Here is a 25,053-nt window from a genome sequence, read left to right on the forward strand (position 1 = left end):
CCCATGCTGAGGGTGACCTCCCCCCACACACACAGTGCCCGCAGTACCGGGCAACTCATGCGCCTGGTGGTATTTGCCACACTGCCGGGGGTGGTGGCCATGACACTGGCGTTCGGCTGGGGCTCCCTTTTCAACGTCGCCCTGGCGAGCGTATCGGCCATGGTCTTTGAAGCGGCGATCATGCGGTTGCGCGGTCGGCCGGCCCTGTTCTACCTACGCGACTGCAGCGCTCTGGTCACCGGTGTGTTGCTCGGTTTGGCCCTACCTCCTTACTGTCCCTGGTGGCTGGTAGTCACTGGCAGTGGTGTGTCAATTATCCTCGCCAAACAGCTTTACGGCGGTATGGGGTATAACCCTTTCAACCCGGCCATGGTGGGCTACGTGGTCTTGCTGATTTCTTTCCCGGTGGAAATGACTCAGTGGGCCGCACCCGCCTCCGTTCTGCCGGAAAGCCAATCCCTGGTCGGCTTGGCCGAAGGTCTGAAGCAGATTTTTGCCGGCGTACCGGTCGATGGCTACACCGGGGCCACTCCGCTCGATGTGTTAAAACAGAACAGCGGTCAGACCATGGCGGGTTTGTACAACAGCGACCCGACGTTGCAGGCCGGCATGCTTGCCGGAGCTGGCTGGGAGTGGGTCAACATCGGCTTTTTGCTCGGCGGACTTTTCCTGCTTTACCAACGGGTCTTCACCTGGCACGCACCGGTGGCGATGCTCACCGCGCTGGGCCTGACATCCGCTCTGTTTTATAGCAGTGGCTCGGACAGCCTCGGCTCGCCGATATTCCACCTGCTCTCCGGGGCCACTATGTTCGGAGCGTTTTTCATCCTCACCGATCCGGTCAGCTCCGCCGTCAGCACCCGAGGTCGCCTGGTCTACGGCGCGTTAATCGGGATTCTGTTGTTCGTCATGCGAGGCTGGAGCAACTACCCGGACGCGGTCGCCTTTGCGGTGCTGCTCGCCAACTTTGCCGCACCTTTTATCGATTACTACACCCTGCCTCGCACCTACGGACACCAGAAAGCGCGGCGCGCCACCGAAAAGGAGGAACACTGATGTTCGGATGGTCAATCGGGAAAAACAGTCTGCTACTCGGTGCATTCGCCCTGGTTACCGCTGGGGTCTTGGCGGGCACCTACCAGCTTACACGGGACAAGATTGCCGAAGCCGAGCGTGCCGCGGCGGCGGCCGCGTTGTTGGAGATTGTCCCGGAAGACGAGCACGACAACGATTTGTTGTCCGATACCATCAAGGTACCGGAAGCCGCTCTGGAGCAACTGGGGCTGGACCGCCAGGAAGCCATACATCTCGCCAGGCGGGACGGCGAGGTCACCGCAGCGATCATCCCCGCCGTGGCGCCGGATGGCTACAGTGGCGATATTCGCATGATTGTGGGGGTCAACCGTGACGGCTCCATTGCCGGGGTTCGAGTTCTGACCCACAATGAGACTCCGGGGCTGGGAGACAAAGTCGACCTGAAAAAGAGCGACTGGATACTCGACTTTACCGGTCATTCTCTCGGGAGCCCACCTCGGGATAACTGGAAGGTAAAGAAAGACGGCGGCTACTTCGATCAGTTCACGGGGGCAACCATTACCCCCCGGGCCGTTGTAAAGCAGGTTCGCGGCGTGCTGACATTCGTCGAGGAACACCGGGATCTGCTGTTTTCTCAGGTACCTTCCGACGACGGAGCCACCGACACGACCAATGAGGCAGCAACGCAATGAGTGATGCAGTCGATTACGGTGCTATAGGCAAGAGCGGCCTCTGGACCAACAACCCCGCCCTGGTGCAGCTGCTCGGGCTCTGCCCGCTGCTGGCCGTCACCGGGACGGTGGTCAACGCCATGGGACTGGGGCTTGCCACCCTGCTGGTGGTCACCAGCTCCAACATCATTGTCTCACTGATTCGAAAAGGGGTCAGTGACGCGGTGCGTCTACCGGCGTTTGTCATGATCATCGCCGCATTGACCACCTGTATTGAGCTTTTGATGCGGGCGTTCACGTACGAGCTCTACACCATTCTCGGGATCTTTATCCCCCTTATCGTGACCAACTGCGCCATTCTAGGGCGTGCGGATGCTTTTGCCAGCAAGAACTCCGTTTTACCCTCCGCCGCCGACGGACTCACCATGGGGCTGGGTTTTATGCTGGTACTTCTTGCCGTTGGGGCGATCCGGGAGCTGCTGGGCAACGGTACTCTGTTTGACGGCATGCACCTGCTCTTTGGTGAGGGAGCCCGCGATTGGGTCTGGCGTCCTTTCCCGGCCTACCCGGGCTTTCTGGTGGCCGTACTCCCCCCGGGGGCGTTTATCGTGACGGGGTTTCTGATTGCCCTGAAAAACAGCATCGACACCCGGCTCAAGCAGCGGGAAGCCGCCCGCCAAACCAAGCCGGTCAAAGGCAGTAAACGGGTGCGCACCACTGGCAACATCAGTTGATCCGGTGCAAACCTCTCGGCAGAGAGAAAGAATATCCGTTAGACTAATAAGGTCTGTTTATTCACACTCTCACCGAGGGACCTGTCTATGTTCGACACCGAGAAGATCAACGAGCTGATCAGCCTTTACGTTATTCCCTGGGCGATCAACATTGTCACTGCGCTGCTGATTTTTATCATCGGCCGCATTGTGATCGGCATCCTTATAGGCATTCTGGGTAAGGTACTGGGGCGCACCAAGCTCGACAGTATTCTGATTGAGTTCACCCAGGCGATTGCCAAAGTCTTGCTACTGATTTTTGTCATTGTGGCAGTGTTGGACCAGCTCGGGGTCAATACTACCTCCCTGATTGCAGTTCTCGGTGCGGCCGGCCTGGCCATTGGTCTGGCGCTGCAGGGATCGCTGCAGAACTTCGCCGCGGGCTTTCTCCTGCTGGTACTGCGCCCCTTCAAGGCGGGGGACTACGTGGAAGCCGCAGGCACCGCCGGAATGATTGAGAAAATCAGTATTTTCTCCACCATTCTGCGCACGCCGGACAACAAAGAAGTCACCATCCCCAACGGCTCGATTTACAGTGGCAACATCATCAACTACTCAGCGCGCGATACTCGCCGGGTGGATATGGTGTTCGGTATCAGCTATGGCGACGACATCAAGAAGGCTAAAGAGGTCATGATGGCCGCCGTCACGGCCGATGAGCGAGTTCTGGAAGACCCGGCCCCCAACATTGCGGTATCGGCCCTGGCCGACAGCAGTGTGAACTTCATTGTCCGGCCCTGGGTAAAAACCGATGACTACTGGCCGGTATTCTGGGATATGACCGAGAAAATCAAACTGGAGCTGGAAGCCAACGGCATGACCATCCCCTTCCCCCAGCGGGATCTGCATGTATACAACGAAGGCGAGAAAGCGTAAAAAACCGCTGAACGGTTTATTGAAAAGGGTGCCTCGGGGCACCCTTTTTTGTGGCTGGTCTTTCGATTTTCTAGAAAGAGCTTTCCGCCTTGATCAGTATCTGAGTGGAGTCGAGCCCCGCCTGATCCGACAGCGGCGCTGCCAAGTCCACATGTAAGACATTGCCTACCTTGGTTTTGCTGGAACTGAAGCGCAAGCCGATGCCCACATTGGCCAAATGGGGATTGGACTCGTCGTCAATCTGCGTTCCCCAGCTGCGGCCCACATCGAAGAAAGCCACACCGCCCATACGAACGATGTTGAACAGATGCAGATCTGAGAAGTATCGACGTTCAATGTTCAACACATAGCGACGATCACCCCGTTGATAGTCGATGGGGTAGCCTCTCAAGCCATTGGCGCCCCCCACCGTCAACTGCTCATACTGTTGAAGATTCTCACCGATGTCATAGCGCAGCCGAAGGTACCAGCGGTTCTGGTCGTCCCGAAACCAGTTGTAATTGACTTCCAAGCCCAAAACGCCACTGTCCACCGGGTTGGGTGCTTTGTAATGTCGACCATCAAACTCACCGTGCAACTGGAGAATGTGGTGCTCCCCCACACCAATCACGTTGCTATAAGAGCCGCGGTAACGAATCAAATCGCGCTCATTGCCCAGACGTTCGCCGCCGTACCCCACGCGAAAGCGGTAGTTCACCCCCATCGCCACATCTTCAGTGCGCTGAATCTGGTTGAGGTTTTTGTAGGTGGCGAAGCGGTTCTCGATGCCTTCCATTCCAAGCCAGATGTAATTGCCCTTGCGGTCTTCCGGTACCCCAAGTTCGGTCAGGTCGGTCGGACTGAAGAGGTCGCTTTCACGGGTTACCCCCATACGCCACCGTCGGGTAAACCGCTCGTCGGCGCGCGCGGCCAAGCCGAAATACACCTCTCGGTTCCGGTCGCGATGACGGAACTCGTTGATGTCTTCGCCACCTTCACGAATCACACGAATCTCGGAAATGTTTTCAGTCACAATTCCGGTGGCCCATGGCGTTTCGAGCGAATAGAACGGCCTCTCAAGGCTGAACGCCGTGTCCTCTCCATCACTTTTCTGGGCGTAGTACAGCCGGGTGGCCCAACGGGTGCGAAACAGATGATTGGTTTTGTACTCATAGCTGACCAGGCTGCGCTCGACATCGTTGGCGTAGCTTACCGAAATGGCGTCCCCCGTCCCGAGAAAGTTGCCGTCTTTCAGCCCGAAGCCCGACTCGGTTTCTCCCCCCTCGCGGGTAAAGGTTATCTCCGGCTCGGTCACCCAGGCATCCCGGGTCACCACCAACAGGTCGATGTAGTCCGGACAGGCCATGGCCGGGACAATGTAGGCACTGGTCAAATAATTGCGGCCGCGCAGAATCCGCTCGGACTCTTCCACCAAGCGTTCGCGCAACGGCTCCCCTTCATTGAAAAGCAACTGTGTGGCCAGAACCGATTCGCGAGTGTTGATGTGCAGACGGTTGAAACCCCGGTAGAGCCAGTTGTCCTCAGCGGGGTTGGACTCATCGAAAATAGCGCGGCTTTCAAATTGGATTTTGCGGATGGTTTTGCCTTGGTGTTCATCCAGAGCTTCAAATACCAATTCGCTCCGGCGCTGTTCGGCAAGGTCACGGTATTGATAGCGGTATTGCACGCAGGCCTGACCATTCTTGCCGGTCACCGCTTCGGTTTTCACGGGGCTCGCATAGCTGAACGGTGGAACCATAAACGCCAAGAGCCAGAGCAGGGCCGCGCGGGTATTACTGATCATTGAGGCTCCGAGCCCTTTTCGGTGACAGCTTGGCATTCAACTTTCGTAACTCTTTTCGCTTTTGCGTTTATCGCTTTTATCGCGCCGTTCACGCTTATCGCGTTTGCCCACCGGGGCCCGTCTTTGGGTACCGATCATTGTATGGCTCCATCTTATACCGGAAAAATACACGGCGTCACCCCAACCGGAGGGAATTTATCGCCTGGTAGACGCTAGGACCACAATTTAGTGGTGATGTTGCGACGGCGTGTCGTCGGATTCGGAGGGGGGACGGGTTGAGGGAGCCGGCGGCTCAGTGGGAGTTTCGGAAGCGGCCTCGTGAGAGCCGTGAGAATGCCCGCCTGAGCTCACCGAAGGCCAGAGCGTCCAAACGCCAAAGCCGATGATCAACAATGCCAGCACGCGACGCAAGGCGGGCTTTTGCAGGTAACGGGTCACCGTCTGGGCGGCCGCTCCCGCGGCGAGTACAGCCGGTAGCGTGCCCAACCCGAACGCCAGCATCACACCGCCTCCCGCCAGGGCTCCGCCCTGAGCCAGAGCGTAAGCCAGTGCCGTGTACACCAGACCGCAGGGCAACCAGCCCCAGAGAGCGCCGAGCAACAGCGCCTGACGCAGCCGAAGCACTGGCATCAGGCGCCGTCCCAGCGGTTGCAGGTAGCGCCAGAATAGACGGCCGCCCCGCTCGAGCCATACCAGACCACGCCACCAGTCAGCCAGGTAAAGCCCCATGGCCACCAGCAATAGGCCGGCGACCAGACGCAGCACAGGGTCCAGCGGTGAGAAGCCGCCCGCCATGGCGCCCGCCAGCGTTCCCAACAAGGTGTAACTCGCTACCCGGCCGATGTTATAGCCAAGAAGCAAGCGCCAGCGCCGTCGACGGGCCTCCGGAGGGATGGCCACCGACAGCGCACCCATGATGCCCCCACACATACCGATACAGTGAGCACCGCTGAACAGGCCCAGGGTTAGCGCCGCCAACCACGCTCCCGAGGTTTCAGGCGTCACTGGCGAGGTCCCTTCTGCCCGGGGTCGGCTTTTGGTTTGGCGGCGGGTTGGGCGTCGTTTTCGTCCTCGTCAAACAGTATCCGGTGAGCTTCCGTGTCCAGATTGTCATACTGGCCACTCTTGATGGCCCAAAAGAAAATTTTCAGCGCAATCGCCACGAAGATCAGTGCAATCGGCACCAGCAAAAACAAACTTTCCACGTAAACTCTCCCGTCCTAAACCGGACGCGCGGCACCGGCCGTCGAGACCGAACGGCTCCGGTGCAGACGCAAGGCATTGAAAATGACAATCAGCGAGCTGGCGGTCATGCCGATGGCCGCCAGCCAGGGCGGAATCAGCCCCAGAGCGGCCAACGGCAGTGCCAGCAGGTTGTAGGCCAGTGAAAACGTCAGGTTCTGGCGAATCACCCGTCGGGTCCGCTGCGCCAACCTCAGTGCTTCAATCAACGTTGCCAGGTCCCGACTCAACAATACCGCATCCGCCCGGGTCTGGGCCAGGTCCGAGGCTGAAGCCATCGCCACTGAGACATCCGCCGCGGACAGTACCGGCACATCGTTGATGCCGTCTCCCACCATCAGTACTCGCTCGCCTTCGGCCTGGCAGGCGCGCAGCCGAGTCAACTTCTCATCCGGGTGAGCGCCGGCCGTGTACCGATCAACCCCCAAACGTTGGGCCAATGACGCCACCGCACCGGAGCGATCGCCACTGAGCAGCTCCACCGCGAGCCCGTGTTGCTTGAGGTACGTCACCAGGGCATCGGCACCGGGACGGTCCTCATCGCCGACGGCAAACCAGCCCAGAGGGCCGTGAAGATCACTCAACAGCAACCATTGCTGGACTTGATCCGGCGCCTCAAGAGGCTCGGCACCTCCAAACAACTCACGGCAGAAGCGGACGTTCCCGAACCGGTACCGCTGGCCATCCACCTCGCCTTCCACACCGGCGGCGGTGTATTGCCGGGTATTGGTTGCCCGTCGGGGGCCGGCCCATGGTCGAAAGGCATCGGCCAGGGGGTGGCGGGCGGGCGCCTCCAGGGCAGCGACTATAGAGAGCAGTTCCTCCCGCTCCCGGCCCGGCATCGGCTCAACGGCGAGCAACGTGAAACGCCCGAGCGTCAGGGTTCCGGTTTTATCCAGAATCACCCGGTCTATATGAGCCAATGTCTCGAGGACATGGCCACGGGCAATAAGAAACCCCTTGCGACGCAGATTAGCGGTGGCGGCGGTCAGGGCGGCAGGCATGGCAAGCGCCAAGGCACAAGGGCAGGTCACCACCAGGACCGACAATGCGACCCAGAAGGCGTGCGCCGGGTCAATCCACTGCCAAACGCCCCAGACCAGAGCAAAGATGACCAACACCGCACCGACAAAATAGCGGGCTACCCGGTCCGCCAGCGCGACCTGATGGGGCTTGTCGGCCTCAGCGTTGCTCACCAGCCGCTCAATGGCAGAGAGCTGGGTATCACCGCCCACCGCCGTTACCCGCAGCTCCAGAGCGCTCTCGCTGTTGAGGGTACCGCCGACCACCCGATCTCCGGGCGCCTTGGGGACAGGCTGGGACTCACCGGTCAGGAGTGCTTCGACCACCTCGCTCTGGCCGTCTGTCACTTCCCCGTCGCAAGGAAAGGTCTCTCCGCTTCGCACGCGAACCCGATCGCCCACTTGCAGGGTCTTGACCGGTACCGGCGTTTCCTCGCCGGTCTCAGAGAGGCGATGGGCACTCAATGGCATCAGTTGGGCAAGGTTGCCATAGGCGAGCCGGTTTCGGTGGCGAGTGCGCATTTCCAGGTAGCGCCCCACCAACAGGAAGAAGGTGAACATGGTCACCGACTCAAAATACACCTCGCCCCCGCCGGTCACCGTGGCCCAGCCACTGGCTGTATAGGCCAGGCCAATGGCCAGGGCGACCGGAACATCCATAATCAACTGCCCGACGCGTAGACTACGCCAGGCAGCCTGAAAGAAAGGCGCGGCACTGAAGAGCACCACCGGCGTAGCCACCAGGAAACTCAACCACCGCAGGAACAGTTGCCATTCTTCCGCAGCGCCGGTGTAGAGCCCCACCGAAACCATACCGGTCTGCATCATCCCGAAACCCGCCACACCGAGCCGGGCCAGCGACCGCCGGTTGTCTTGCTGGGCCATGGCACGTTGTGCTTCATCCGTGGCCGGTCGCGGTCGGTAACCGATGCGCGCCAATCCCGACATAATCTCACTCAACGGCTGCTGTTCGGCATTCCACGTAAGGGTGCAACGATGGGTTGAAACATCGACGGTCAGCTGCGTCACCGCCGAATACCGTTTGAGGTGGGTTTCAATCAACCAGCTACAGGCGGCGCAAGTGATGCCTTCAAGCAGCAACTGAGCGCGGCGTTCGCCGTTCTGGGCATCGACCACAAAGTCAGCCTGAATATCGGGTAGATCGTATAACTGCCACTCGGCTTGCGCAGGGCGGTCCGAATCCGGTTTCTCGTTCGCCTCCGTGCGAAAGCGATAGAAGCGCTCAAGACCGCCATCAACGATGGCACCCGCCACGGCTTCGCAACCCGGGCAGCACATGGGCCGTGGCTCTCCGTCAATGGTAACGGAAAACGGGGCACCCTCCGGGACGGGTAAACCGCAATGGTAACAAGGGGTGGCGGTCTGGGCGTCTGTCACGGAGCGTCTCTCAGGGCTGGGCATCCGATGTCGACTGGCCGCGATCAGTGGGTTTCAGTTGCGTTTGCTGACCGAGTTCAAACTGAATCTCGCCGCGCAAAAGCCATTCAGCCGAGCGCAAGCTCCCACCGTCGTACTCCGGAAGCAGGGTCAGGTAGCGGCGATGTGAAAGGGCTGTGAGCAAATCACCACGATAGTAACCATCACGCAGAGGTTGTAGGACGATATGTTGATCCTGGTCGGCATTCACCGGATGGCCCACCATCAGGTGAAGCTCCTCCGGCATAGAACCGTCCTTGCTCAGCTCCACCATCACCTCGCCCGTACTTTGGTCGAAACGAACGTCCGCCAGAACCCCAAGCTCCCGGGCGCGAGCTTCCTGCGCGAAGCTCTGATTGATAGTGCGCCCCTGTTTGTAGTAGTTATCCACGACCCGATCGTCCGCATGGAAGATTGAAATACCCGCGAACGTCAGGGACACACAGATCACCACAATCAGCGGTGACATGACGAACCAGAACCAGGGCTGGCGGTAGGCGGGACCGTTGTCAGAGCGTTGTGTCATGCAGAATCTCGCAAATGCGTCGAGGTGATGTTGGCGAACCGATCATCAAAGGTCACGCGGCGTCGGACCAATAAAGGTGGTGGTGTGTTCCGTGAAAATCTCGGGGTTATCCCGTGCCTCAATTCTCAAAGTCACCGAGGTTTTGACCTCGTCCAGGGACTCGCGCGGCACCGCGACGCGAACGGGAACGGTCAACACCTCGCCCTCTTCGACCGGCAATGCCCGGTAGCCTTCCACCTCAAAGGGATAGTCACCCCTGACGGACAAACTGTAAACATGCGTCTCTCGATCCTTGTTGTTGATCTTGAGCGTGTAGACGTTCTCCACTTCATTTCCACTGATACGATACAGTCGCATCCCCCGGTCGCGCAGCACATCAAGCCCCACGGGCAGACGCTCACTGAGAGAATAGGCGAACACTCCAAACATCAATACCAGCAGAGCGCCGTAACCCAGCAGGCGCGGTCGGAACACACGGGTATGGCCATTTTCAATGGCATCCTCGGTGGTGAAACTGATCAACCCTCGAGGGTAGTTCATCCGATCCATTACCGCGTTGCAGGCATCCACGCACAGACCACAGTCAATGCAGTCAGCCTGTAGGCCGTCGCGAATGTCAATGTCCACCGGACAGACCTGAACGCACCAGGAACAGTCGATGCAATCCCCCAAGCCCTTCTCGTGTCGGTCATCAGTGGGTTTACGCGGGCCGCGTGGTTCGCCACGAACGTAGTTGTAAAAGACCGTCAGCGTGTCTTTGTCATACATCACCGACTGAAAGCGCGCATAGGGGCACATGTACTTGCACACCTGCTCGCGCATAAAACCGGCATTCATGTAGGTCGCGGCAGTAAAGAAAAAGACCCAAAAGGCGGCGGCGGGATGAATGTCGATGGTGGCCAACCCGACCAACAACTCACGGATGGGCACGAAGTAGCCCACGAAGGTGAGTGCCGTCACCAGCGCGATCGCCAGCCAGATGCCGTGCTTGGCCCCTTTGCGCGCCAGCTTGTTCGGCCCCCAGCGCTGAGCGTCCAGCTTCATGCGCTTGTTACGGTCGCCCTCGCACAGAAATTCGGCCCAGATGAACATCTGGGTCCAGACGGTTTGCGGACAGGTGAAACCACACCAGACGCGACCGACCAGAACGGTCACGGTGAACAGAAGGAAAGCGGCCATGATCAATAGCCAGGCGAGGTACATCCCGTCCTGAGGCCCAAAGCTGAGCCACAGGACATGGAAGCGCCGTTCGGGCAGATCGAACAACATGGCGGGCCGGCCGTCGATAACGAGCCAAGGCATCAGCAGAAAGCCGAGCAGCAGCGGAATGCCCGTGTACCGGCGCAACCGCTGGTAAAAGCCGGTGATGCGCCGCATGTAGACCTTTTCGTCGGCCTCGTAGAGGTTTACATAGCGAATCCCTGTATCGTTTTCCGTTTCGTCGTGCTTATTCTTCGTCATAGTTCAGGGACAGGCTATAGACATACGCCGCCAGGATATGAATCCGGTTGTCTTTCAGCAGTTCGCCCTGAGCTGGCATGACGCCGTTGCGCCCCACACGCAGGGTCTGGCGAATCTCTGAGGGCTCACCACCATACAGCCAGGCATCGTCGGTCAGGTTGGGCGCGCCCAAGTTATTGTTGCCGGTACCGTCGGCGCCGTGACAAGCGACACAATTGCGATTGAAAAGCTGCTCGCCTTGGTAGGCCATTTCCGCGTCGTGCTCTCGTCCGCCCATGCTCAACACATACTCGGTGACCTGGGCAATACCCTCCTCACCCAGCGGCGCGCTCCAGGCCGGCATGGCGGCCCGGCGGCCATCAATCAGGGTCTGCTTGATGCGCTCCGGTGAGCCGCCCCACAGCCAGGCGTCATCGGTCAGGTTGGGGAAACCCCAGTTGCCGCCGCCATCAGAGCCATGACACACCGCGCAGTTGTTGGCAAACAGCCGAAGGCCCATTTTCATGGCGTCCGGGTTGCGCGCCAGTTCCTCGATGGGGGTATTGGCGTACTCGCCAAACTTGTCGGAAAAACGCGCTTGCGCCTGTTGCTGGTGGCCACGGAGCTCTTTTTCCTGGGTCCAGTCCAGCAGGCCGGAAAAATTACCCAAACCCGGATAGAGCAACAGGTAAACACCGGCAAAAATGAATGTGGCGATGAACAGTTTGAACCACCACCGGGGCAGCGGGTTGTCATATTCTTCAATGCCGTCGTACACATGGCCGGTCGTGCGGTTTTCGGGGTCTTCGTCATCACGTACCGCAACTTTGCGATTGGCCAACAACACCCAAAGCAACAGTGCCAGATTGGTCAGGGTGAGGACAATAATCCAAAGGCTCCAAAATGTACTCATAATCAATTCCGCCTGTCTGTCTCATCACGGTTGCGATGATCCGCTTGTTCTGTCTGTTCTTCAGAGCCGTCAGCCTCATTTTCGCGGCGATTGGACTCCGGCTTTTTCTCGTTCTGATCTTCGTCGGCGAAGGGCAGGTTCGCCGCGTCGTCAAAGCGCTTCTTGCGTCGGGGGGAAAAGGCCCACCAGCACACTGCAATAAAGGCAATGGTCACCAAAACGGTTGAGATTGCGCCCAGGGTTCCCTGATCCATAAATCACCGCTTCTCGGTCAGTAGGGTGCCCAACTGTTGCAGATAGGCCACCAGAGCGTCCATTTCAGTCACGCCTTTGACCTCTTCCGCCGCACCCTCGATGTCTTCGTCGGTGTAGGGCACGCCGACTTTGCGTAAACCACGCATTTTGGCCTCGGTATGCTCTCCGGTCAGCTTGTTGTCATACAGCCACGGGAAAGCCGGCATGTTGGACTCGGGCACCACCGTGCGCGGGTTGTACAGATGCACCTTGTGCCAGTCGTCGGAGTAACGGCCACCGACGCGCGCCAAGTCCGGACCCGTGCGCTTGGAGCCCCAAAGGAAGGGGTGTTCATACACATGCTCACCCGCCACCGAGTAATGGCCGTAGCGCTCCACTTCCGCGCGCAGTGGGCGAACCATTTGCGTATGGCACACGTGGCAGCCTTCGCGGATATAGATGTCCCGCCCTTCCAGCTCCAGAGGACCGAGCGGCTTCAACCCCGCCACCGGTTCGGTGGTTTCCTTCAGAAAGAACTGGGGAACAATTTGCACCAGGCCGCCAAAGCTGATCGCAACCACCATCAACACGGTCATCAAGCCAATATTTTTTTCAACAATATCGTGATATTTCATGAACCGCTCCCTTAAACCGCTTCAGGCTGAGTCTGATTATCTTCGCCCGCCACAGAGGTCGAACTCGCAGCCGTCCGCCAGGCGTTGTAGGCCATCAACAACATACCGCTCAAGAAGACCGCACCGCCCAGGAACCGTACAAAATAGCCCGGGTAGCTGGCGATCACTGATTCGATAAAGCTGTAGGTGAGCGTGCCATCAGCATTGAAGGCTCGCCACATCAGGCCTTGCATGATGCCGTTCACCCACATGGAGGCGATATACAGAACAGTGCCGGCCGTGGCCAGCCAGAAGTGGATATTGATCCACTTGACGCTGTACATTTCCTTCTTGCCAAAGAGGATCGGCAGAAGGTGGTAGATGGCACCGATGGAAATCATCGCGACCCAGCCCAACGCACCGGAGTGCACGTGACCAATGGTCCAGTCGGTGTTGTGCGACAAAGCGTTCACGGTCTTGATGGACATCATGGGCCCTTCGAAGGTCGACATGCCGTAGAACGACAGGGACACCACCAGGAAGCGCAGCGTCGGGTCGGTCCGCAGCTTGTGCCAGGCACCGGAGAGCGTCATGATGCCATTGATCATGCCGCCCCAACTGGGCGCCAGCAGGATCAACGACATCACCATGCCCAGGCTCTGGGCCCAATCGGGCAACGCCGAGTAGTGCAAGTGGTGAGAACCCGCCCAGATGTACACAGAGATCAGCGCCCAGAAATGCACGATGGACAGTTGGTAGGAGTAGATTGGCCGATTGGCCTGCTTGGGCACAAAGTAGTACATCATGCCCAGGAAGCCGGCGGTCAGGAAGAAGCCCACGGCGTTGTGGCCGTACCACCATTGAATCATGGCGTCCGCCGCGCCGGAATAGGCCGAATAGGATTTGAACCAGGCCACGGGAATGGCCGCGCTGTTGACCACATGCAGCACCGCCACGGTCAGAATAAACGCCCCATAGAACCAGTTGGCCACGTAGATATGGGACGTTTTGCGCTTGGCGATGGTGCCGAAAAACACCACCAGATAGCTCACCCACACCAACGTAATCAGAATATCGACAGGCCACTCGAGCTCAGCGTACTCCTTGGTGGTGGTCAACCCCATGGGCAGTGTGATTGCCGCGAGCACAATGACTGCCTGCCAGCCCCAGAAGGTGAAAGGTACCAACCAGCCGCCGAAGAGCTTGACCTGGCAAGTCCGCTGCACCACATAGTAGGAGGTGGCGAACAGCGCACAGCCACCAAAGGCGAAGATCACCGCGTTGGTGTGCAGTGGGCGCAGTCGGCCGAAATGAGTGTATGGCTGTAGCAGATTATTCAGTTCCGGCCAGACCAATTGGGCCGCAATCAGCACGCCAACTCCCATACCGACGATGCCCCAGACAATCGTCATGATGGAGAACTGACGCACGACCTTGTAGTCGTACACCGGGTGATCACCGGCCGCTGTCAGGTTACTACTCATAGGTTTTTCCCATTGTTTCAAATCAACTCGTTGCCGCCCTGTGTGTACGCTCATTCTCCGCCTTCTGATGACTGGAGAAGCGACACGCGGGGCATTTTCGCCTAAAGCTCGCCACGCCTTCTTGACCTTAGTCAAAAAAGCGCGGTTCGTCAGTCGCTGTGGAATTGTTATTAGTGGTGGGGTCACCCATTTTTCATGGGCTTTGGGCCAACCCGCCCACCCCAGAGGCTGGAAACCTCAAGAGCGGGTTGACCTCGGGCACGGGGCCCTTCGGGCACGGCGCCCGAATTTCTTAGCGCAGGGTACGCCCCTTGCTTGCGGCGATGCGCATACGCAACGCGTTCAGCTTGATGAAGCCCTCAGCGTCTTTTTGGTCATAAGCGCCGGCATCGTCTTCGAACGTGGCGACTTTTTCATCAAAAAGGCTCTGGCCAGACTGACGCCCGACCACATGAACGCCGCCCTTATAGAGCTTGAGGCGCACTTCACCACTCACGAACTCCTGGGACTGGTCGATGGCCGCCTGAAGCATTTTGCGCTCCGGGCTCCACCAGTAGCCGTTGTAAATCAGTTCGGCGTACTTGGGCATCAGTTCGTCCTTCAGGTGCGCCACTTCCCGGTCCAGCGTGATGGACTCGATCGCCCGGTGGGCCTTGATCATCACGGTGCCACCGGGGGTTTCGTAGCAGCCGCGGGATTTCATACCCACGTAGCGGTTCTCGACGATATCCAGGCGGCCGATGCCATTGGCGCCGGCGACCTTGTTCAGGTGCTCCAGTACCGTCGCGGGCGACATGGCTTTGCCGTCGATCGCCACGATATCGCCTTTTTCGTAGGTGATATCAATGTAGGTGGGCTGATCCGGCGCCTGCTCGGGGGAAACGCTCCAGCGCCACATTTCCTCTTCGGCTTCGGTCCAGGGATCTTCCAGCACACCGCCTTCATAGGAAATGTGCAGCAGGTTGGCATCCATGGAGTAAGGAGACTTCTTCTTACCTTTGGAGAAGTCCACCGGAATATTGTGTTCTTCACAGTAAGCCATCAGCTTGTCGCGAGAGGTCAGGTCCCACTCGCGCCAGGGGGCGATCACCTTCACGCCCGGCTTCAGGGCATAGGCACCCAGCTCGAAGCGTACCTGGTCATTACCCTTACCGGTGGCACCATGGGCGATGGCATCAGCGCCGGTCTCATTGGCGATTTCGATCAAGCGCTTGGAAATCAGGGGGCGGGCGATGGAGGTGCCGAGCAGATACTCGCCCTCGTAAATGGCGTTGGCGCGGAACATGGGAAAGACGAAGTCGCGAACATACTCCTCGCGCAGGTCGTCGATGTAGATCTCTTTCACCCCCAGCGCCTGGGCCTTCGCCCGTGCGGGTTCCACTTCTTCACCCTGACCGATGTCGGCGGTGAAGGTCACTACTTCGCAGTTGTAGGTTTCCTGCAACCACTTGACGATGACTGAGGTATCCAGGCCGCCAGAGTAGGCCAACACCACTTTCTGAATGGATGACATAGAGTGCTCCCGCTGAGATCGTGTACGTCGTGAGGCCCGGCGCAGTGCCGGGTTTGAAGCGGCGCATATTGTACCCGCGATGGCCGGGAAATCCCATAGCCGCCAGAGCGATAATCGAGACCGGTTGCCGCGAGGGGTGTTGGGCGACGTTCAGCCTTGGAGGCCGCAATCGCTCAGCAGGTTACGGGCATAGTGCTCAAGCGACTCCAGGATCCGCTGCTGCTCATGGCCGAGAGGCTGACTCCGCAGACGGGCAAGCCGCTCTTGCAGCTCCCCCCAGGTCATACCGGCTCCGGCCGCTGGATCGGTCAACCGTTGCTGACAAAAGGCCCGCCAGCGCTCGCGCTCAGGGCCTGCAAGGGAGTCTGGGAAGTGACGCCCACGGTATCGGAACAGCAGCTCGGACAGACGCGAATCGTGAAAATCAAACCTCACCTGCCCCAGCGCCTCGGGAGGAGTACGGCGCAGCTCGGTCATCAGTTTGCGGTCGTGGTCGTCAAAAAAGCCCTCATAAAGCTGTTGATCCGGATCGGTGCGCGGCTCGAACCCGGGTTGCCGGTAGAGGTCCGCCAACTTCTGGCGCAGTTGGGTCTGTTCACTGAGGGTCAAATCAGCCAGGGTCCGCCAGTTCGCCTCCGCCCCGGCCTTGTCAATACCCAGCCGTCGCGCCGTGGCATCCTCAAGCGTATTGGCCGGCGCAATCATCGGGCTTTTATTGAGGTGAATTTCTTTCAAGGGCGGTCGCGTCGTCCCTTCGGGCAGTTCCTCAGCGCGCGCGAACAGCCGCTCTCTGAGTGACTCCATGGGCGAGCGCAACAGGTCGGCGGGAGATTCCGAGAGGTCAAACACCACCACACTGTTTTTGTTGGTGGGATGCATGGCCAGAGGCAACACCAGGGCCGCATTGCCGCGCTGAGCGGGATACATGCCGGAGATGTGCAGCAGAGGTTTGTGACCGTCGATATCGATAAAGCCCGCCACAAACCGTTTATCTCTCAGCCGGTAGGCGAAGTCATACAGTTTCGGCTGCCGGGTTTTGATGAGCCGGGCCATGGCAATGGTGGCATGGACGTCAGAGAGCGCGTCGTGCGCCGAGGCATGATCCAGGTGGTTGGCTTCGGTCAGTTTTTCCAGCTTGAAGCAGGGCTTACCGTCTTCATAGTCGGGCCACTCAATGCCCTCGGGCCGAAGCGCCCGGGTCATGCGCACCACATCGATCAGGTCCCAGCGGGAGTTGCCATTGCGCCACTCCCGTTCGTAGGGGTCAAAAAAGTTACGATAGAAGGTAAAGCGTGTGACTTCATCGTCGAAGCGAATGGAGTTGTAACCTACCCCGCAGGTACCGGGCCGGCCCAGCTCCGAAGCCACGGCGGCGATAAATTCGGGTTCCGCGACCCCTTTTTCTTGAGCCAATTGGGGGGTAATTCCGGTCACGAGGCAGGCCTCGGGCTTGGGCAGACAATCAACGACAGGACGGCAATACACCATCAGCGGCTCACCGATGATGTTCAGGTCTTCGTCTGTGCGCACGCCGGCGAACTGGCTGGGCCGGTCTTGCGCCGGGACTTCGCCCCAGGTTTCATAATCGTGCCAATAGAGGGTTCTGGATTCGCGTTCGGCCACCGTTTGACTCCCTTTACCGCTATTTTCACCCCGTCAGTCCCTTCACTGTACCACTGTCCGGTCGTTCCAAACCATCAAACTGGTATACTGCCCCCATTCGCTGTTAGGAGGACTCATGACTGACCTGAAAAACCTGTTCAACAACAACCGGCAGTGGGCCGAACAAATCAAGGCCGAAGACCCGGAGTTTTTCAAAAAGCTATCCAAGCAGCAGACGCCGGAATACCTTTGGATCGGCTGTGCCGACAGCCGGGTACCCGCCAATGAGATTGTGGGCCTGATGCCCGGCGAGCTTTTCGTTCATCGAAACGTCGCCAATCTGGTCATTCAGACCGACCTGAACTGCTTATCTGTGATGCAGTTTGCCGTTGAGTACCTGAAGGTCAAACACGTTATCGTCACCGGTCACTACGGCTGTGGCGGTGTCAACGCCGCTTTGGCCAACCAGCAGTTCGGGCTGCTCGACTATTGGGTTCGCAACATCCGGGAAGTTTATCTGAAGCATCAGGACGCCATGGATGAGATCTCCGATGACAAGAAGCGGCTGGATCGCCTGTGTGAATTGAATGTCGTCGAGCAGGCCGCGAACGTCTCCCACACCAACATCATTCAGAACGCCTGGAAGCGCGGCCAGGAGCTGACCATCCATGGTTGGATCTACAGCATTGAAGATGGCATTCTCAGAGACCTGATTCCGCCCATCACCGGCATTAACCAGGTGGATGAGCGCTACCGGGTCATTTAGGCGGCTGGTCAGGCTGCAGCCAACGCTCGGCAAAGCGCTGGCTGTCCAACGGACGATCGTAGAGAAACCCCTGCGCCTTATCACAGCCGAGCTTTGCCAGGGCCGCTGCCTGCTCAGGCGTTTCCACCCCCTCGGCGATGGTCATCATGCCCAAGCTGTGGGCCATGGCGACAATCGTATTCACAATGGTGTAGTCGCTGGCGTTCTCCAGCATATCCCGAACAAAAGACATATCGATCTTGAGCGTATCCGCCGCAAACCGGCGCAGATAACTCAAAGACGAGTATCCGGTTCCGAAGTCATCAATCGAGAGGCCAAAGCCCGCCTCCCGTAAACGTTCGGTGATTTCCACCGCAAGCTCCGGGTCACGCATGAAACCACTCTCGGTCAACTCAAGGCCGATAGCATCCGGCTCTACCGAGGCTGTAAGCTCGGTGATCTCACCAGCCAGAGCCACATCGGTAAATTGCAACGCGGACACATTGACCGAAAGCCGGCCGGGGAATACCAGCCCCTGCTGCCGCCAGAGGGAGAGTTGCTCGCTGGCGCAGCGCAGCACCCATTGCCCCAGGGTGCGAACCAACCCCCGCTCCTCGGCCAGGGGAATAAACTCGGAAGGAGGAATCCAGCCCCACTGCTCGTCACGCCAACGACAAAGCACTTCCGCTCCCACCAGCCGTTCCTCTTTCAGATCCACTTGTGGCTGAAAACGGAGCTCCAATTGACCTTGTTCTAGAGCGTAGGCAAACCGCTCGGTCAATGCGCGGCTGCGGTTAAGTGCCTCGGCAATGGCAACATCAAACACACAGGCGCTTTGTTCTCCCCGCTTCGCTTCGTGCATGGCCACACTCGCGCACTGGAACAGTTCCGCTGGGGTTGCCGCATCTGTGGGGTAGCACGCCGCTCCAATATTCATGTCGAGCGTAAAGCGTCGCTCAGCGGCGGCCACTGGGGTCGAAAGACTCTCGCGGTAGCGGCGAATAACCGGGTCGAGCTCCTCGCTCAACATTCCCGGAATCAGGAGCGCAAATTCGTCTCCCGACAACCGCGCCAGAAATTCCCGCCCTTGCCGGGCACCGCTGAAACGTCGGGCGACGGCGGCCAACAACTGATCGCCAACCTCATGGCCGAGCACATCATTGATTTCTTTAAACCGCTTCAGATCAACGAAGACCAACCCCACCGGCGTGCCCGTGCCGGCCGCCGCATCGACTTCCCGGGCAAGGTGTTCCATAAAGTGAATTCGATTGGGAAGCTGGGTGGTACTGTCGACATACGCCAACTGGTAAATACGACGATCATTGGTCTGACGCTCCAGTTCGCCGGCGGCACCAGCGGCCAGAATCCGCAGGACCGACGTAGCCAGGTTCACATCTGGCGCAGGGTGGCGGTAGCCCACCATCAGGGTTCCGATGGGCTCACCCAGCGCATTGTCCAGCCGCCTTCCGACGTAGCTGTGCACCAGCAGGGGCTCACCACCGCTGGGGTCGGGTATCGCCAGGGGTGGGTCGTAACGCTCTACGTTCTCCCCTTTTTCGAGCACCTTTTCACAGGGGGAACCCACACGCTCGTAGTCGAGACTGTCCACCGGCACGCCGGCCAGCACTCGCGCCTGAGTGGTTAAACGACCGTCCGGTTGCAACGTGGATATGTAGCCAACGTCCGCCTCTAATGCGCGGGTAAGGTGCAGAACCAGCTGCTGGAAAAAGTCCGCCCCAAGCCGGCTGGTGATTGCCGTGGCGGTCTGTACCACGGCTTCCTGGACGCGTTCGGACTCGTGCTGCTCAGTAATGTCCGAGATAAAACCTTCCAGCAATTGGGGGCCACCCTCAGGGTTGTCCACCCCTTGGCCCTGCTCCCAGAACCAGCGAACCTCGCTTTGGGCATTGATGAGACGATAAGTACATCGGTAGGGTTTACCCTGGCTGAGTGCTTTCTGAATGTCCGCATCAACCCGCTCCCGATCAGCGGGGTGGATCAGCCGGGCGAAGTGAATGCGGTGCTCCCCGGTTAACTGCTCTGGTGAGTAGCCGGTCAGCGCGAGAGCCCCCTGACTCACGAATTCCATTGTCCAGAACTCGTCATTGCGGCACCGGTAGGCCATACCGGGCAGATGATTCATAAGGGTGTGCAGCCGCCGCTCGCTCTCGCGCATCGACTCTTCCGCGTGGCGACGCCCGATTTCGGCGCCCGCCTGCGCTGCTGCGATTCGAAGCACCTCACCGGCGAACCCCGGTAATGAAAGCGGACGATTGCTCAGCACTTTCAGCATACCCACCGGCGTGCCGTCTTGCTTCACCATCCGCACGCCCATATACCCTTCGGCACCCAGCTCTCGAAGCAACTTGTCTTGGGGAAACTGTTCGCAGACACCGCTGGGGTAGAAGCAGGCGTGTTCCCCGATAACGGTCGCACAGGGCGTGCCCTGTAGAGAGTAACTGAAATTCTCAATCAATCGCCCATTCGACCACGCGGCCAGGGTTTGAGCGGTGTCGGTTTCGGGCACGACCTCGGCAATAAAGGCGTGATCGACGCCCAACAATTGGGCAAGACGAGCAATCAAATTAGAGAAAAACTGCGGCGCACTGCTGAGTGCAAGACTGTCAGCCAACAACCGAAATACATCTTCCGCCGACACTTCTGTTTTCACTCGACCCCCTTGCGACGACCACGGTAGAGACGCGATATTAGCGGAATACTTCCAGTTAGCAAGAGGCGTTTGGGCAGGATTCCTGTTTGTCATCGCCCTTGAGTTGACTTACACGACACCTCGCCTTATGTTCCTCCCGACAATCAGGTTAAACTGTGGCAAATAATACCGACAATTCCAATAATAGGGGATACCAACACATGAACATTCGGCAGTGGTTCGGTACAACTTTCCTTGGACTGATTACATCGGCAGGCCTGTTCCTGAGCGGCTGCGAGAAAAGTGATCCCGCCCAAGGGTTTGAACTCAACGACAAAGGATACTTCCAGAACCGCGGCGTCGGTCTGATGGTTTTTCAGGATACCGCTCCGGAGAGCCGACAGAGTGGGCTCATTCTCATCAGCCACGACAACCGGATCGCCTCCAACGGAGACCTTCGACTGGAGGCCACGCCCGGTCAGTGGTCACCGGTCCCGCGACTGATGCGTCGCGTGGTCAACCGCGAACAACAGTCCATCACAGCGACGCTCAGATATCCCGATGAACGGCAACATCTAACAGGTTTCAACCCTCTGTATTACCCCGATCTAGCGCTGGAATACGAAGTGAGCGTGCGGGCAGAGGGCAAGGATTTGTGGGTAACGGTGAACCTGGACCAACCTCTGCCAGCCGCGTGGGCGGGAAAGGTCGGCTTCCAGTTGGAACTCTACCCGGCAGACCTGTTCGGAAAGAGCTGGATAATGGACGAGAATACCGGGATTTTCCCGCGCCAACCCTATGGCGTTACCGTCCCCCCGGGTCGGGAACCCGATCCTCAGCTCGTCTCCAACGGAAAGTTCAAAGGGTTGAAGCCCCTGGCGCACCACCGGGCGGAGCCGGCACCTTTGGCGAGTGGACAAAAGCTGACAGTTGCTCCAGAGTCCGACACTATGCGCCTACAGGTGGAGAGCCTGAACGCCGAGCTGCAACTGCTCGACGGCCGGGTCCAACATCAGAACGGCTGGTTTACCGTGCGCTCGCCCATTGCCGCCGGCGCCCAAGAGAACGCCGTCTCCTGGAAAATCACGCCTCACGTTATTGAGGACTGGGCGAGAGACCCGGTCATCCAGCACTCCATGGTGGGCTATCACCCCGACCAACCCAAAGTCGCCGTTATCGAAGCCGATCCACGAGCCCCCCTCGACCAGCCGGTTCGCCTATTGCAGTTGAATGCGTCCGGCTCCCCCACGGAAATCCTCAACAAAGCGCCCGAGGAATGGGGAGAATTTCTGCGCTATCGTTATTATCGCTTCGACTTTTCTGCCATTACCGAGGCCGGACTCTATCAACTGGCGGTGGGTGACCACCGCAGCCACCCGTTTCGGATCGCACGCAATGTCTACGATCAGAACGTCTGGCAGCCGACGCTCGACTATTTCCTGCCGGTGCAGATGGGCCATATGCGGGTCAAGGAAAAATACAAACTCTGGCACGATGACAGTCACCGGGATGACGCTCTGATGGCCCCGACCGGCATCAACCACTTCGATGGCTATGTCCAGGGCGATAGCACCTTGACCGAATTCGCGCCCGGCGAGCACGTACCGGGGCTAAACCGGGGAGGCTGGTACGACGCTGGCGATGCGGATTTCCGGGTTGAATCCCAATCCGGTGAAGTGTTTATTCTCAGCGCCGCATATGACGAGTTCGGCATTCACCACGACAACACCCTCATTGATCAGGATTTGCGACTGACCGAGCTGCGAGAACCGGACGGCCTACCCGATATTCTTCAGCAGATTGAGCATGGTCTGCTCACAGTGGTGGGCGGTTATGAAAGCCTGGGGAGACTGTACCGAGGTATTATCGTTCCCACACTGACCCAGTACGTTATGGGCGGTGACTTTTCTGGGCACACCGATAACTTGATTTATGACAGCGCCCTGGCCCCCGCAGACCGCACCGCAAGTCATTCCGGGCGGCCGGACGACCGCTGGGTCTTCACCGAAAACAATCCCGCTCGAGAGTTCGATGCGATTGCCAATATCGCGGCCGCCGTAGGCCCCATGCAAGACTACGACCCTGATCTGGCCGAGCGGACGCTGAACGCCGCCGAGTCCTTGTGGGCAGTGGAGCGGCCCCTGAGCGACTCTCATACCCGCAACGAACGGATCCGCGCCGCCGTGGAGCTGTTTCGGGCGACGGGAAACGTTCGCTATAAAGACGTTATTCTGGCCGAGCAGGAACACATACTGGACAACTTCCGCCAGATCGGTTGGGCGGTGGCACGGGTCGTACACGAGCTGGGCACCCCGGAACTCACCCGGGCCATGCGCGAGGAAGCGGCCGAATACGACCGGAAGCTGCAACAGAAAATGACGGCAACGCCCTACGGTCTGGACTTTGAAATGCAACTATGGGGCCGGGGCTGGACGCTGCAGCAGGAGGGTGTGTCCCAGTACTTCCTGCACAAAGCTTTCCCGGAAACATTTGGCAAAGAATACCTGTTGAACATACTCAACTATGTTCTCGGGACCAACCCGGGCGCCAACGCTCAGTCCTACGCCACAGGTGTAGGCGCCAAATCCAAGGAAGCGGCTTACGGGCAGAACCGAATGGACTACAGCTATATTCCCGGAGGCGTCATTGTCGGTACCGCTCTGGTCCAGCCAGATTTTCCCGAGCTCAAGGAGTTCCCCTACCTGTGGCAGCAATCGGAATATGTACTGGGCGGGGGCGCCAGCAACTTCATGTTCCTGGCACTGGCAGCGGACCGGCTGCTAAACGCCGAGCCCTCCCGATGAAACTGCCCGTGTTATCCTTGGCAACCGCAATAATCACCGGACTCGCTGGCTCAACGGGAGGCATTGGTGGCAAGGCTATTTGAAGAAATCGACACCCAGAATTCCCCCATCGGCGAGATCAGTCTTCGCCGAAGACGAATTCCCGCCATTGGCGAACGGGACATTTATGAGGTCAAACTGGGCGAAGAGTTCTTGATGTCCAGCCTCTTTGTGGCGGCCGAGGAAGCGCTGGCGGACCTGGCGCTGGCGCGCCTGGCGCGTGAGTCTCTGAACGTTGTGGTCGGCGGCCTTGGGTTGGGTTACACCGCCGTGGCGGCGCTGCGCGACGCGCGGCTCGAGCGGCTGAGTATTGTGGAGTACCTTGAGCCGGTCATCCGGTGGCACCAGGAGGTAAAGATTCCCCTGGGCGCCACGCTCAACGCCGACCCTCGCTGCCATTTTCGCCAAGGCAATTTTTTTGACCTGGCGGCAACCCCGTCAGGCCTCGATCCGCAGCGGGGGCAGGTAGATGCGGTACTGCTGGATATCGACCACTCGCCGGAGGCGTTTCTCCACGGGGACAATGCAAGTTTTTATACCCAAAACGGTTTGAGCGCTTTGGCTCAACAACTATCACCGGGCGGGGTGTTTGCACTTTGGTCCACCGACGCCCCGGACCCAGCGTTTTCAGCCTTGCTGGCCCAGGTGTTCACCGATGTCCGCGCGGATGTGGTTCGGTTCTTTAATCCCTTCCAGAACAACGAAGCCATCAATACCGTTTATTCTGGACTCTCATCGCCTTGACAGGGCGTCGCATCACCCTCGGCGGCCACCAAGCGGCACCAATCCAGCCACATTCGGGGATCCTCCAGCGGCGTTTCTTCCGAGAGCGCCCGATTTTCCAGATAAAATACCCGCCGCTTGCTCAAACCAGCGCGTGCGATGGTGGTCTGGACATTGACGCTTTGGTAGAAATGCCGATCGAAGCTGCCGTCCTCAAGGGCCATCATCAGCCCGCGCTCCAACGCCTTCGCCAGCTCGGGCCGATGTGGGGTGACAAACAGATAGAAGGGCATCCGGTATACCAGCATGATGTTGGGCTCGACCATCAAATCAAGTTCGGGGCGACGCTCCAGCTCACCCCATGGCTCATGAACGCCCCGAGGAAACGCTTCAAAGCGCTTGGCGTGCACCATGATTGTCAGCCGATCAAAGCTTTCCTCCCGGACGGTGAAACCGTTATCCCGCAATATCTGCACATCGGGCCAACCGACGCCTTGGCCATAGGTGAAGGGGTGCAGGTCTTCCACCGTGGTTATGTCATCAAAGAGAGAAAGATTGTCCGGATGTACGACGAATACCCGATGTCCAACCAGCCCCTTGAACAGAGGAACTCGCACCGGTAGCAGTTGCTCTTCAGTTTTCCTGGAAGTCGCGGCCCACATGACATCAATGATGCCTTCACGCGTATCGCGAATCTGACGCGCCGCGCTCAAATCGCCGGGATGAACCACCAGCTCGTAGTCATAACCGGCTTTGTCCAGGGCGAGGCGAATGATTGCCCGGGTGTATTCAGCGTTATGGTCGCCGCGGGACACCGTTTGAATGACGTTCCCAGCCTGGGCCGATGCGGCACCGATAATGATCAGTATTATTAGAATACCCAATCTCATGCCGTGCCCCCAGAGCGGAATTGAGTAGAGGTCCGGT

The 25,053-nt window shown here is 58.8% G+C and carries 21 protein-coding genes; 7 read left to right on the top strand and 14 right to left on the bottom strand.

All coding sequences use genetic code 11. The features are described 5' to 3' along the window. Positions 1-3 precede the first annotated feature (3 nt). The 4 genes from rsxD (at position 4) to G547_RS0109555 (ending at position 3,355) form a co-directional block, all read left to right on the top strand. Positions 4-1,056 (top strand): electron transport complex subunit RsxD, encoded by a 1,053-nt coding sequence (gene rsxD / locus G547_RS0109540; protein ID WP_027329670.1) that lies wholly within the window; start codon positions 4-6, stop codon positions 1,054-1,056. Then, positions 1,056-1,727: an electron transport complex subunit RsxG gene (gene rsxG, locus G547_RS0109545; RefSeq protein WP_027329671.1), complete on the top strand. Its 672-nt coding sequence runs from the start codon at positions 1,056-1,058 to the stop codon at positions 1,725-1,727. The genes rsxD and rsxG overlap by 1 nt, the downstream gene beginning before the upstream one ends. Beyond that, complete coding sequence (locus tag G547_RS0109550; RefSeq protein WP_051235160.1) at positions 1,724-2,440, top strand: electron transport complex subunit E; 717 nt, start codon at positions 1,724-1,726, stop codon at positions 2,438-2,440. The genes rsxG and G547_RS0109550 overlap by 4 nt, the downstream gene beginning before the upstream one ends. Before the next feature lie 87 nt (positions 2,441-2,527). Further along, positions 2,528-3,355 (top strand): mechanosensitive ion channel family protein, encoded by an 828-nt coding sequence (locus G547_RS0109555; RefSeq protein ID WP_027329673.1) that lies wholly within the window; start codon positions 2,528-2,530, stop codon positions 3,353-3,355. A 70-nt stretch (positions 3,356-3,425) separates the two neighbouring features. Here G547_RS0109555 and G547_RS20830 read toward each other — a convergent pair whose 3' ends face one another. The 12 genes from G547_RS20830 to sbcB all read right to left on the bottom strand — a co-directional run bounded on the left by G547_RS20830 (position 3,426) and on the right by sbcB (position 17,186). Continuing rightward, a complete protein-coding gene (locus G547_RS20830; RefSeq protein WP_051235162.1) occupies positions 3,426-5,138 on the bottom strand; it encodes a BamA/TamA family outer membrane protein in 1,713 nt (570 codons plus the stop codon). A gap of 225 nt (positions 5,139-5,363) precedes the next feature. Then, complete coding sequence (locus tag G547_RS20835) at positions 5,364-6,143, bottom strand: sulfite exporter TauE/SafE family protein (RefSeq protein WP_245573452.1); 780 nt, start codon at positions 6,141-6,143, stop codon at positions 5,364-5,366. Beyond that, positions 6,140-6,343 carry a cbb3-type cytochrome oxidase assembly protein CcoS gene (gene ccoS, locus G547_RS0109575; protein WP_027329674.1) on the bottom strand — a complete coding sequence of 68 codons (204 nt, stop codon included), beginning with the start codon at positions 6,341-6,343 and terminating at the stop codon, positions 6,140-6,142. The genes G547_RS20835 and ccoS overlap by 4 nt, the downstream gene beginning before the upstream one ends. A gap of 15 nt (positions 6,344-6,358) precedes the next feature. Continuing rightward, positions 6,359-8,824: a heavy metal translocating P-type ATPase gene (locus tag G547_RS0109580; RefSeq protein ID WP_051235165.1), complete on the bottom strand. Its 2,466-nt coding sequence runs from the start codon at positions 8,822-8,824 to the stop codon at positions 6,359-6,361. Further along, entirely contained in the window at positions 8,811-9,365 is a 555-nt protein-coding gene (locus G547_RS20840; RefSeq protein WP_051235167.1) for a FixH family protein, read from the bottom strand. Before G547_RS20840 ends, G547_RS0109580 begins: the two co-directional genes overlap by 14 nt. A 45-nt stretch (positions 9,366-9,410) precedes the next feature. Then, a complete protein-coding gene (gene ccoG, locus G547_RS0109590) occupies positions 9,411-10,826 on the bottom strand; it encodes a cytochrome c oxidase accessory protein CcoG (RefSeq protein ID WP_027329676.1) in 1,416 nt (471 codons plus the stop codon). Continuing rightward, positions 10,813-11,718 (bottom strand): cytochrome-c oxidase, cbb3-type subunit III, encoded by a 906-nt coding sequence (ccoP, locus tag G547_RS0109595; RefSeq protein WP_027329677.1) that lies wholly within the window; start codon positions 11,716-11,718, stop codon positions 10,813-10,815. The genes ccoG and ccoP overlap by 14 nt, the downstream gene beginning before the upstream one ends. Positions 11,719-11,720: 2 nt before the next feature. Beyond that, a complete protein-coding gene (locus G547_RS0109600) occupies positions 11,721-11,972 on the bottom strand; it encodes a CcoQ/FixQ family Cbb3-type cytochrome c oxidase assembly chaperone (protein ID WP_027329678.1) in 252 nt (83 codons plus the stop codon). 3 nt (positions 11,973-11,975) lie between these two features. Beyond that, a complete protein-coding gene (ccoO, locus tag G547_RS0109605; protein WP_027329679.1) occupies positions 11,976-12,587 on the bottom strand; it encodes a cytochrome-c oxidase, cbb3-type subunit II in 612 nt (203 codons plus the stop codon). Between the two features lie 11 nt (positions 12,588-12,598). Further along, the gene (gene ccoN, locus G547_RS0109610) at positions 12,599-14,050 is read right to left on the bottom strand and encodes a cytochrome-c oxidase, cbb3-type subunit I (protein WP_027329680.1); all 1,452 of its coding nucleotides are present in this window, start codon (positions 14,048-14,050) and stop codon (positions 12,599-12,601) included. 292 nt (positions 14,051-14,342) lie between these two features. Then, positions 14,343-15,563: an argininosuccinate synthase gene (locus tag G547_RS0109615; protein WP_027329681.1), complete on the bottom strand. Its 1,221-nt coding sequence runs from the start codon at positions 15,561-15,563 to the stop codon at positions 14,343-14,345. A 150-nt stretch (positions 15,564-15,713) separates the two neighbouring features. Next, positions 15,714-17,186 (bottom strand): exodeoxyribonuclease I, encoded by a 1,473-nt coding sequence (gene sbcB / locus G547_RS0109620; RefSeq protein ID WP_027329682.1) that lies wholly within the window; start codon positions 17,184-17,186, stop codon positions 15,714-15,716. A 115-nt stretch (positions 17,187-17,301) separates the two neighbouring features. Here sbcB and can point away from each other — a divergent pair, with 115 nt between their 5' ends. Continuing rightward, entirely contained in the window at positions 17,302-17,931 is a 630-nt protein-coding gene (can, locus tag G547_RS0109625) for a carbonate dehydratase (protein ID WP_027329683.1), read from the top strand. On the opposite strand, the gene G547_RS0109630 is transcribed toward can, so the two are convergent. Beyond that, on the bottom strand, positions 17,924-20,581 hold the full coding sequence (locus G547_RS0109630) for a bifunctional diguanylate cyclase/phosphodiesterase (RefSeq protein ID WP_036187875.1): 2,658 nt from the start codon (positions 20,579-20,581) through the stop codon (positions 17,924-17,926). The two genes, can and G547_RS0109630, sit on opposite strands and share 8 nt — an antisense overlap. 200 nt (positions 20,582-20,781) lie before the next feature. Between G547_RS0109630 and G547_RS0109635 the strand changes: the two genes are divergently transcribed. Together G547_RS0109635 and G547_RS0109640 are read left to right on the top strand one after the other, a co-directional pair. After that, positions 20,782-23,364 carry a glycoside hydrolase family 9 protein gene (locus G547_RS0109635; RefSeq protein WP_084645838.1) on the top strand — a complete coding sequence of 861 codons (2,583 nt, stop codon included), beginning with the start codon at positions 20,782-20,784 and terminating at the stop codon, positions 23,362-23,364. 66 nt (positions 23,365-23,430) lie between these two features. Further along, positions 23,431-24,147: a polyamine aminopropyltransferase gene (locus G547_RS0109640; protein WP_027329686.1), complete on the top strand. Its 717-nt coding sequence runs from the start codon at positions 23,431-23,433 to the stop codon at positions 24,145-24,147. On the opposite strand, the gene G547_RS20845 is transcribed toward G547_RS0109640, so the two are convergent. Next, a complete protein-coding gene (locus tag G547_RS20845; protein WP_051235169.1) occupies positions 24,123-25,016 on the bottom strand; it encodes a hypothetical protein in 894 nt (297 codons plus the stop codon). The genes G547_RS0109640 and G547_RS20845 overlap by 25 nt on opposite strands. Positions 25,017-25,053: the final 37 nt, after the last annotated feature.

This window comes from Marinimicrobium agarilyticum DSM 16975 (assembly GCF_000423345.1).
GTDB classification, from domain to species: domain Bacteria; phylum Pseudomonadota; class Gammaproteobacteria; order Pseudomonadales; family Cellvibrionaceae; genus Marinimicrobium; species Marinimicrobium agarilyticum.

Coding starts and splice junctions, on each gene's coding strand:
- can (WP_027329683.1), top strand. CDS start 17,302: ATGACTGACCTGAAAAACCTGTTCAACAACAACCGGCAGTGGGCCGAA.
- ccoO (WP_027329679.1), bottom strand. CDS start 12,587: ATGAAATATCACGATATTGTTGAAAAAAATATTGGCTTGATGACCGTG.
- G547_RS0109600 (WP_027329678.1), bottom strand. CDS start 11,972: ATGGATCAGGGAACCCTGGGCGCAATCTCAACCGTTTTGGTGACCATT.
- ccoP (WP_027329677.1), bottom strand. CDS start 11,718: ATGAGTACATTTTGGAGCCTTTGGATTATTGTCCTCACCCTGACCAAT.
- ccoG (WP_027329676.1), bottom strand. CDS start 10,826: ATGACGAAGAATAAGCACGACGAAACGGAAAACGATACAGGGATTCGC.
- G547_RS0109580 (WP_051235165.1), bottom strand. CDS start 8,824: ATGCCCAGCCCTGAGAGACGCTCCGTGACAGACGCCCAGACCGCCACC.
- G547_RS0109550 (WP_051235160.1), top strand. CDS start 1,724: ATGAGTGATGCAGTCGATTACGGTGCTATAGGCAAGAGCGGCCTCTGG.
- G547_RS0109555 (WP_027329673.1), top strand. CDS start 2,528: ATGTTCGACACCGAGAAGATCAACGAGCTGATCAGCCTTTACGTTATT.
- rsxD (WP_027329670.1), top strand. CDS start 4: ATGCTGAGGGTGACCTCCCCCCACACACACAGTGCCCGCAGTACCGGG.
- ccoN (WP_027329680.1), bottom strand. CDS start 14,050: ATGAGTAGTAACCTGACAGCGGCCGGTGATCACCCGGTGTACGACTAC.
- G547_RS0109635 (WP_084645838.1), top strand. CDS start 20,782: ATGAACATTCGGCAGTGGTTCGGTACAACTTTCCTTGGACTGATTACA.
- G547_RS20830 (WP_051235162.1), bottom strand. CDS start 5,138: ATGATCAGTAATACCCGCGCGGCCCTGCTCTGGCTCTTGGCGTTTATG.
- G547_RS0109615 (WP_027329681.1), bottom strand. CDS start 15,563: ATGTCATCCATTCAGAAAGTGGTGTTGGCCTACTCTGGCGGCCTGGAT.
- rsxG (WP_027329671.1), top strand. CDS start 1,056: ATGTTCGGATGGTCAATCGGGAAAAACAGTCTGCTACTCGGTGCATTC.
- G547_RS20845 (WP_051235169.1), bottom strand. CDS start 25,016: ATGAGATTGGGTATTCTAATAATACTGATCATTATCGGTGCCGCATCG.
- G547_RS20840 (WP_051235167.1), bottom strand. CDS start 9,365: ATGACACAACGCTCTGACAACGGTCCCGCCTACCGCCAGCCCTGGTTC.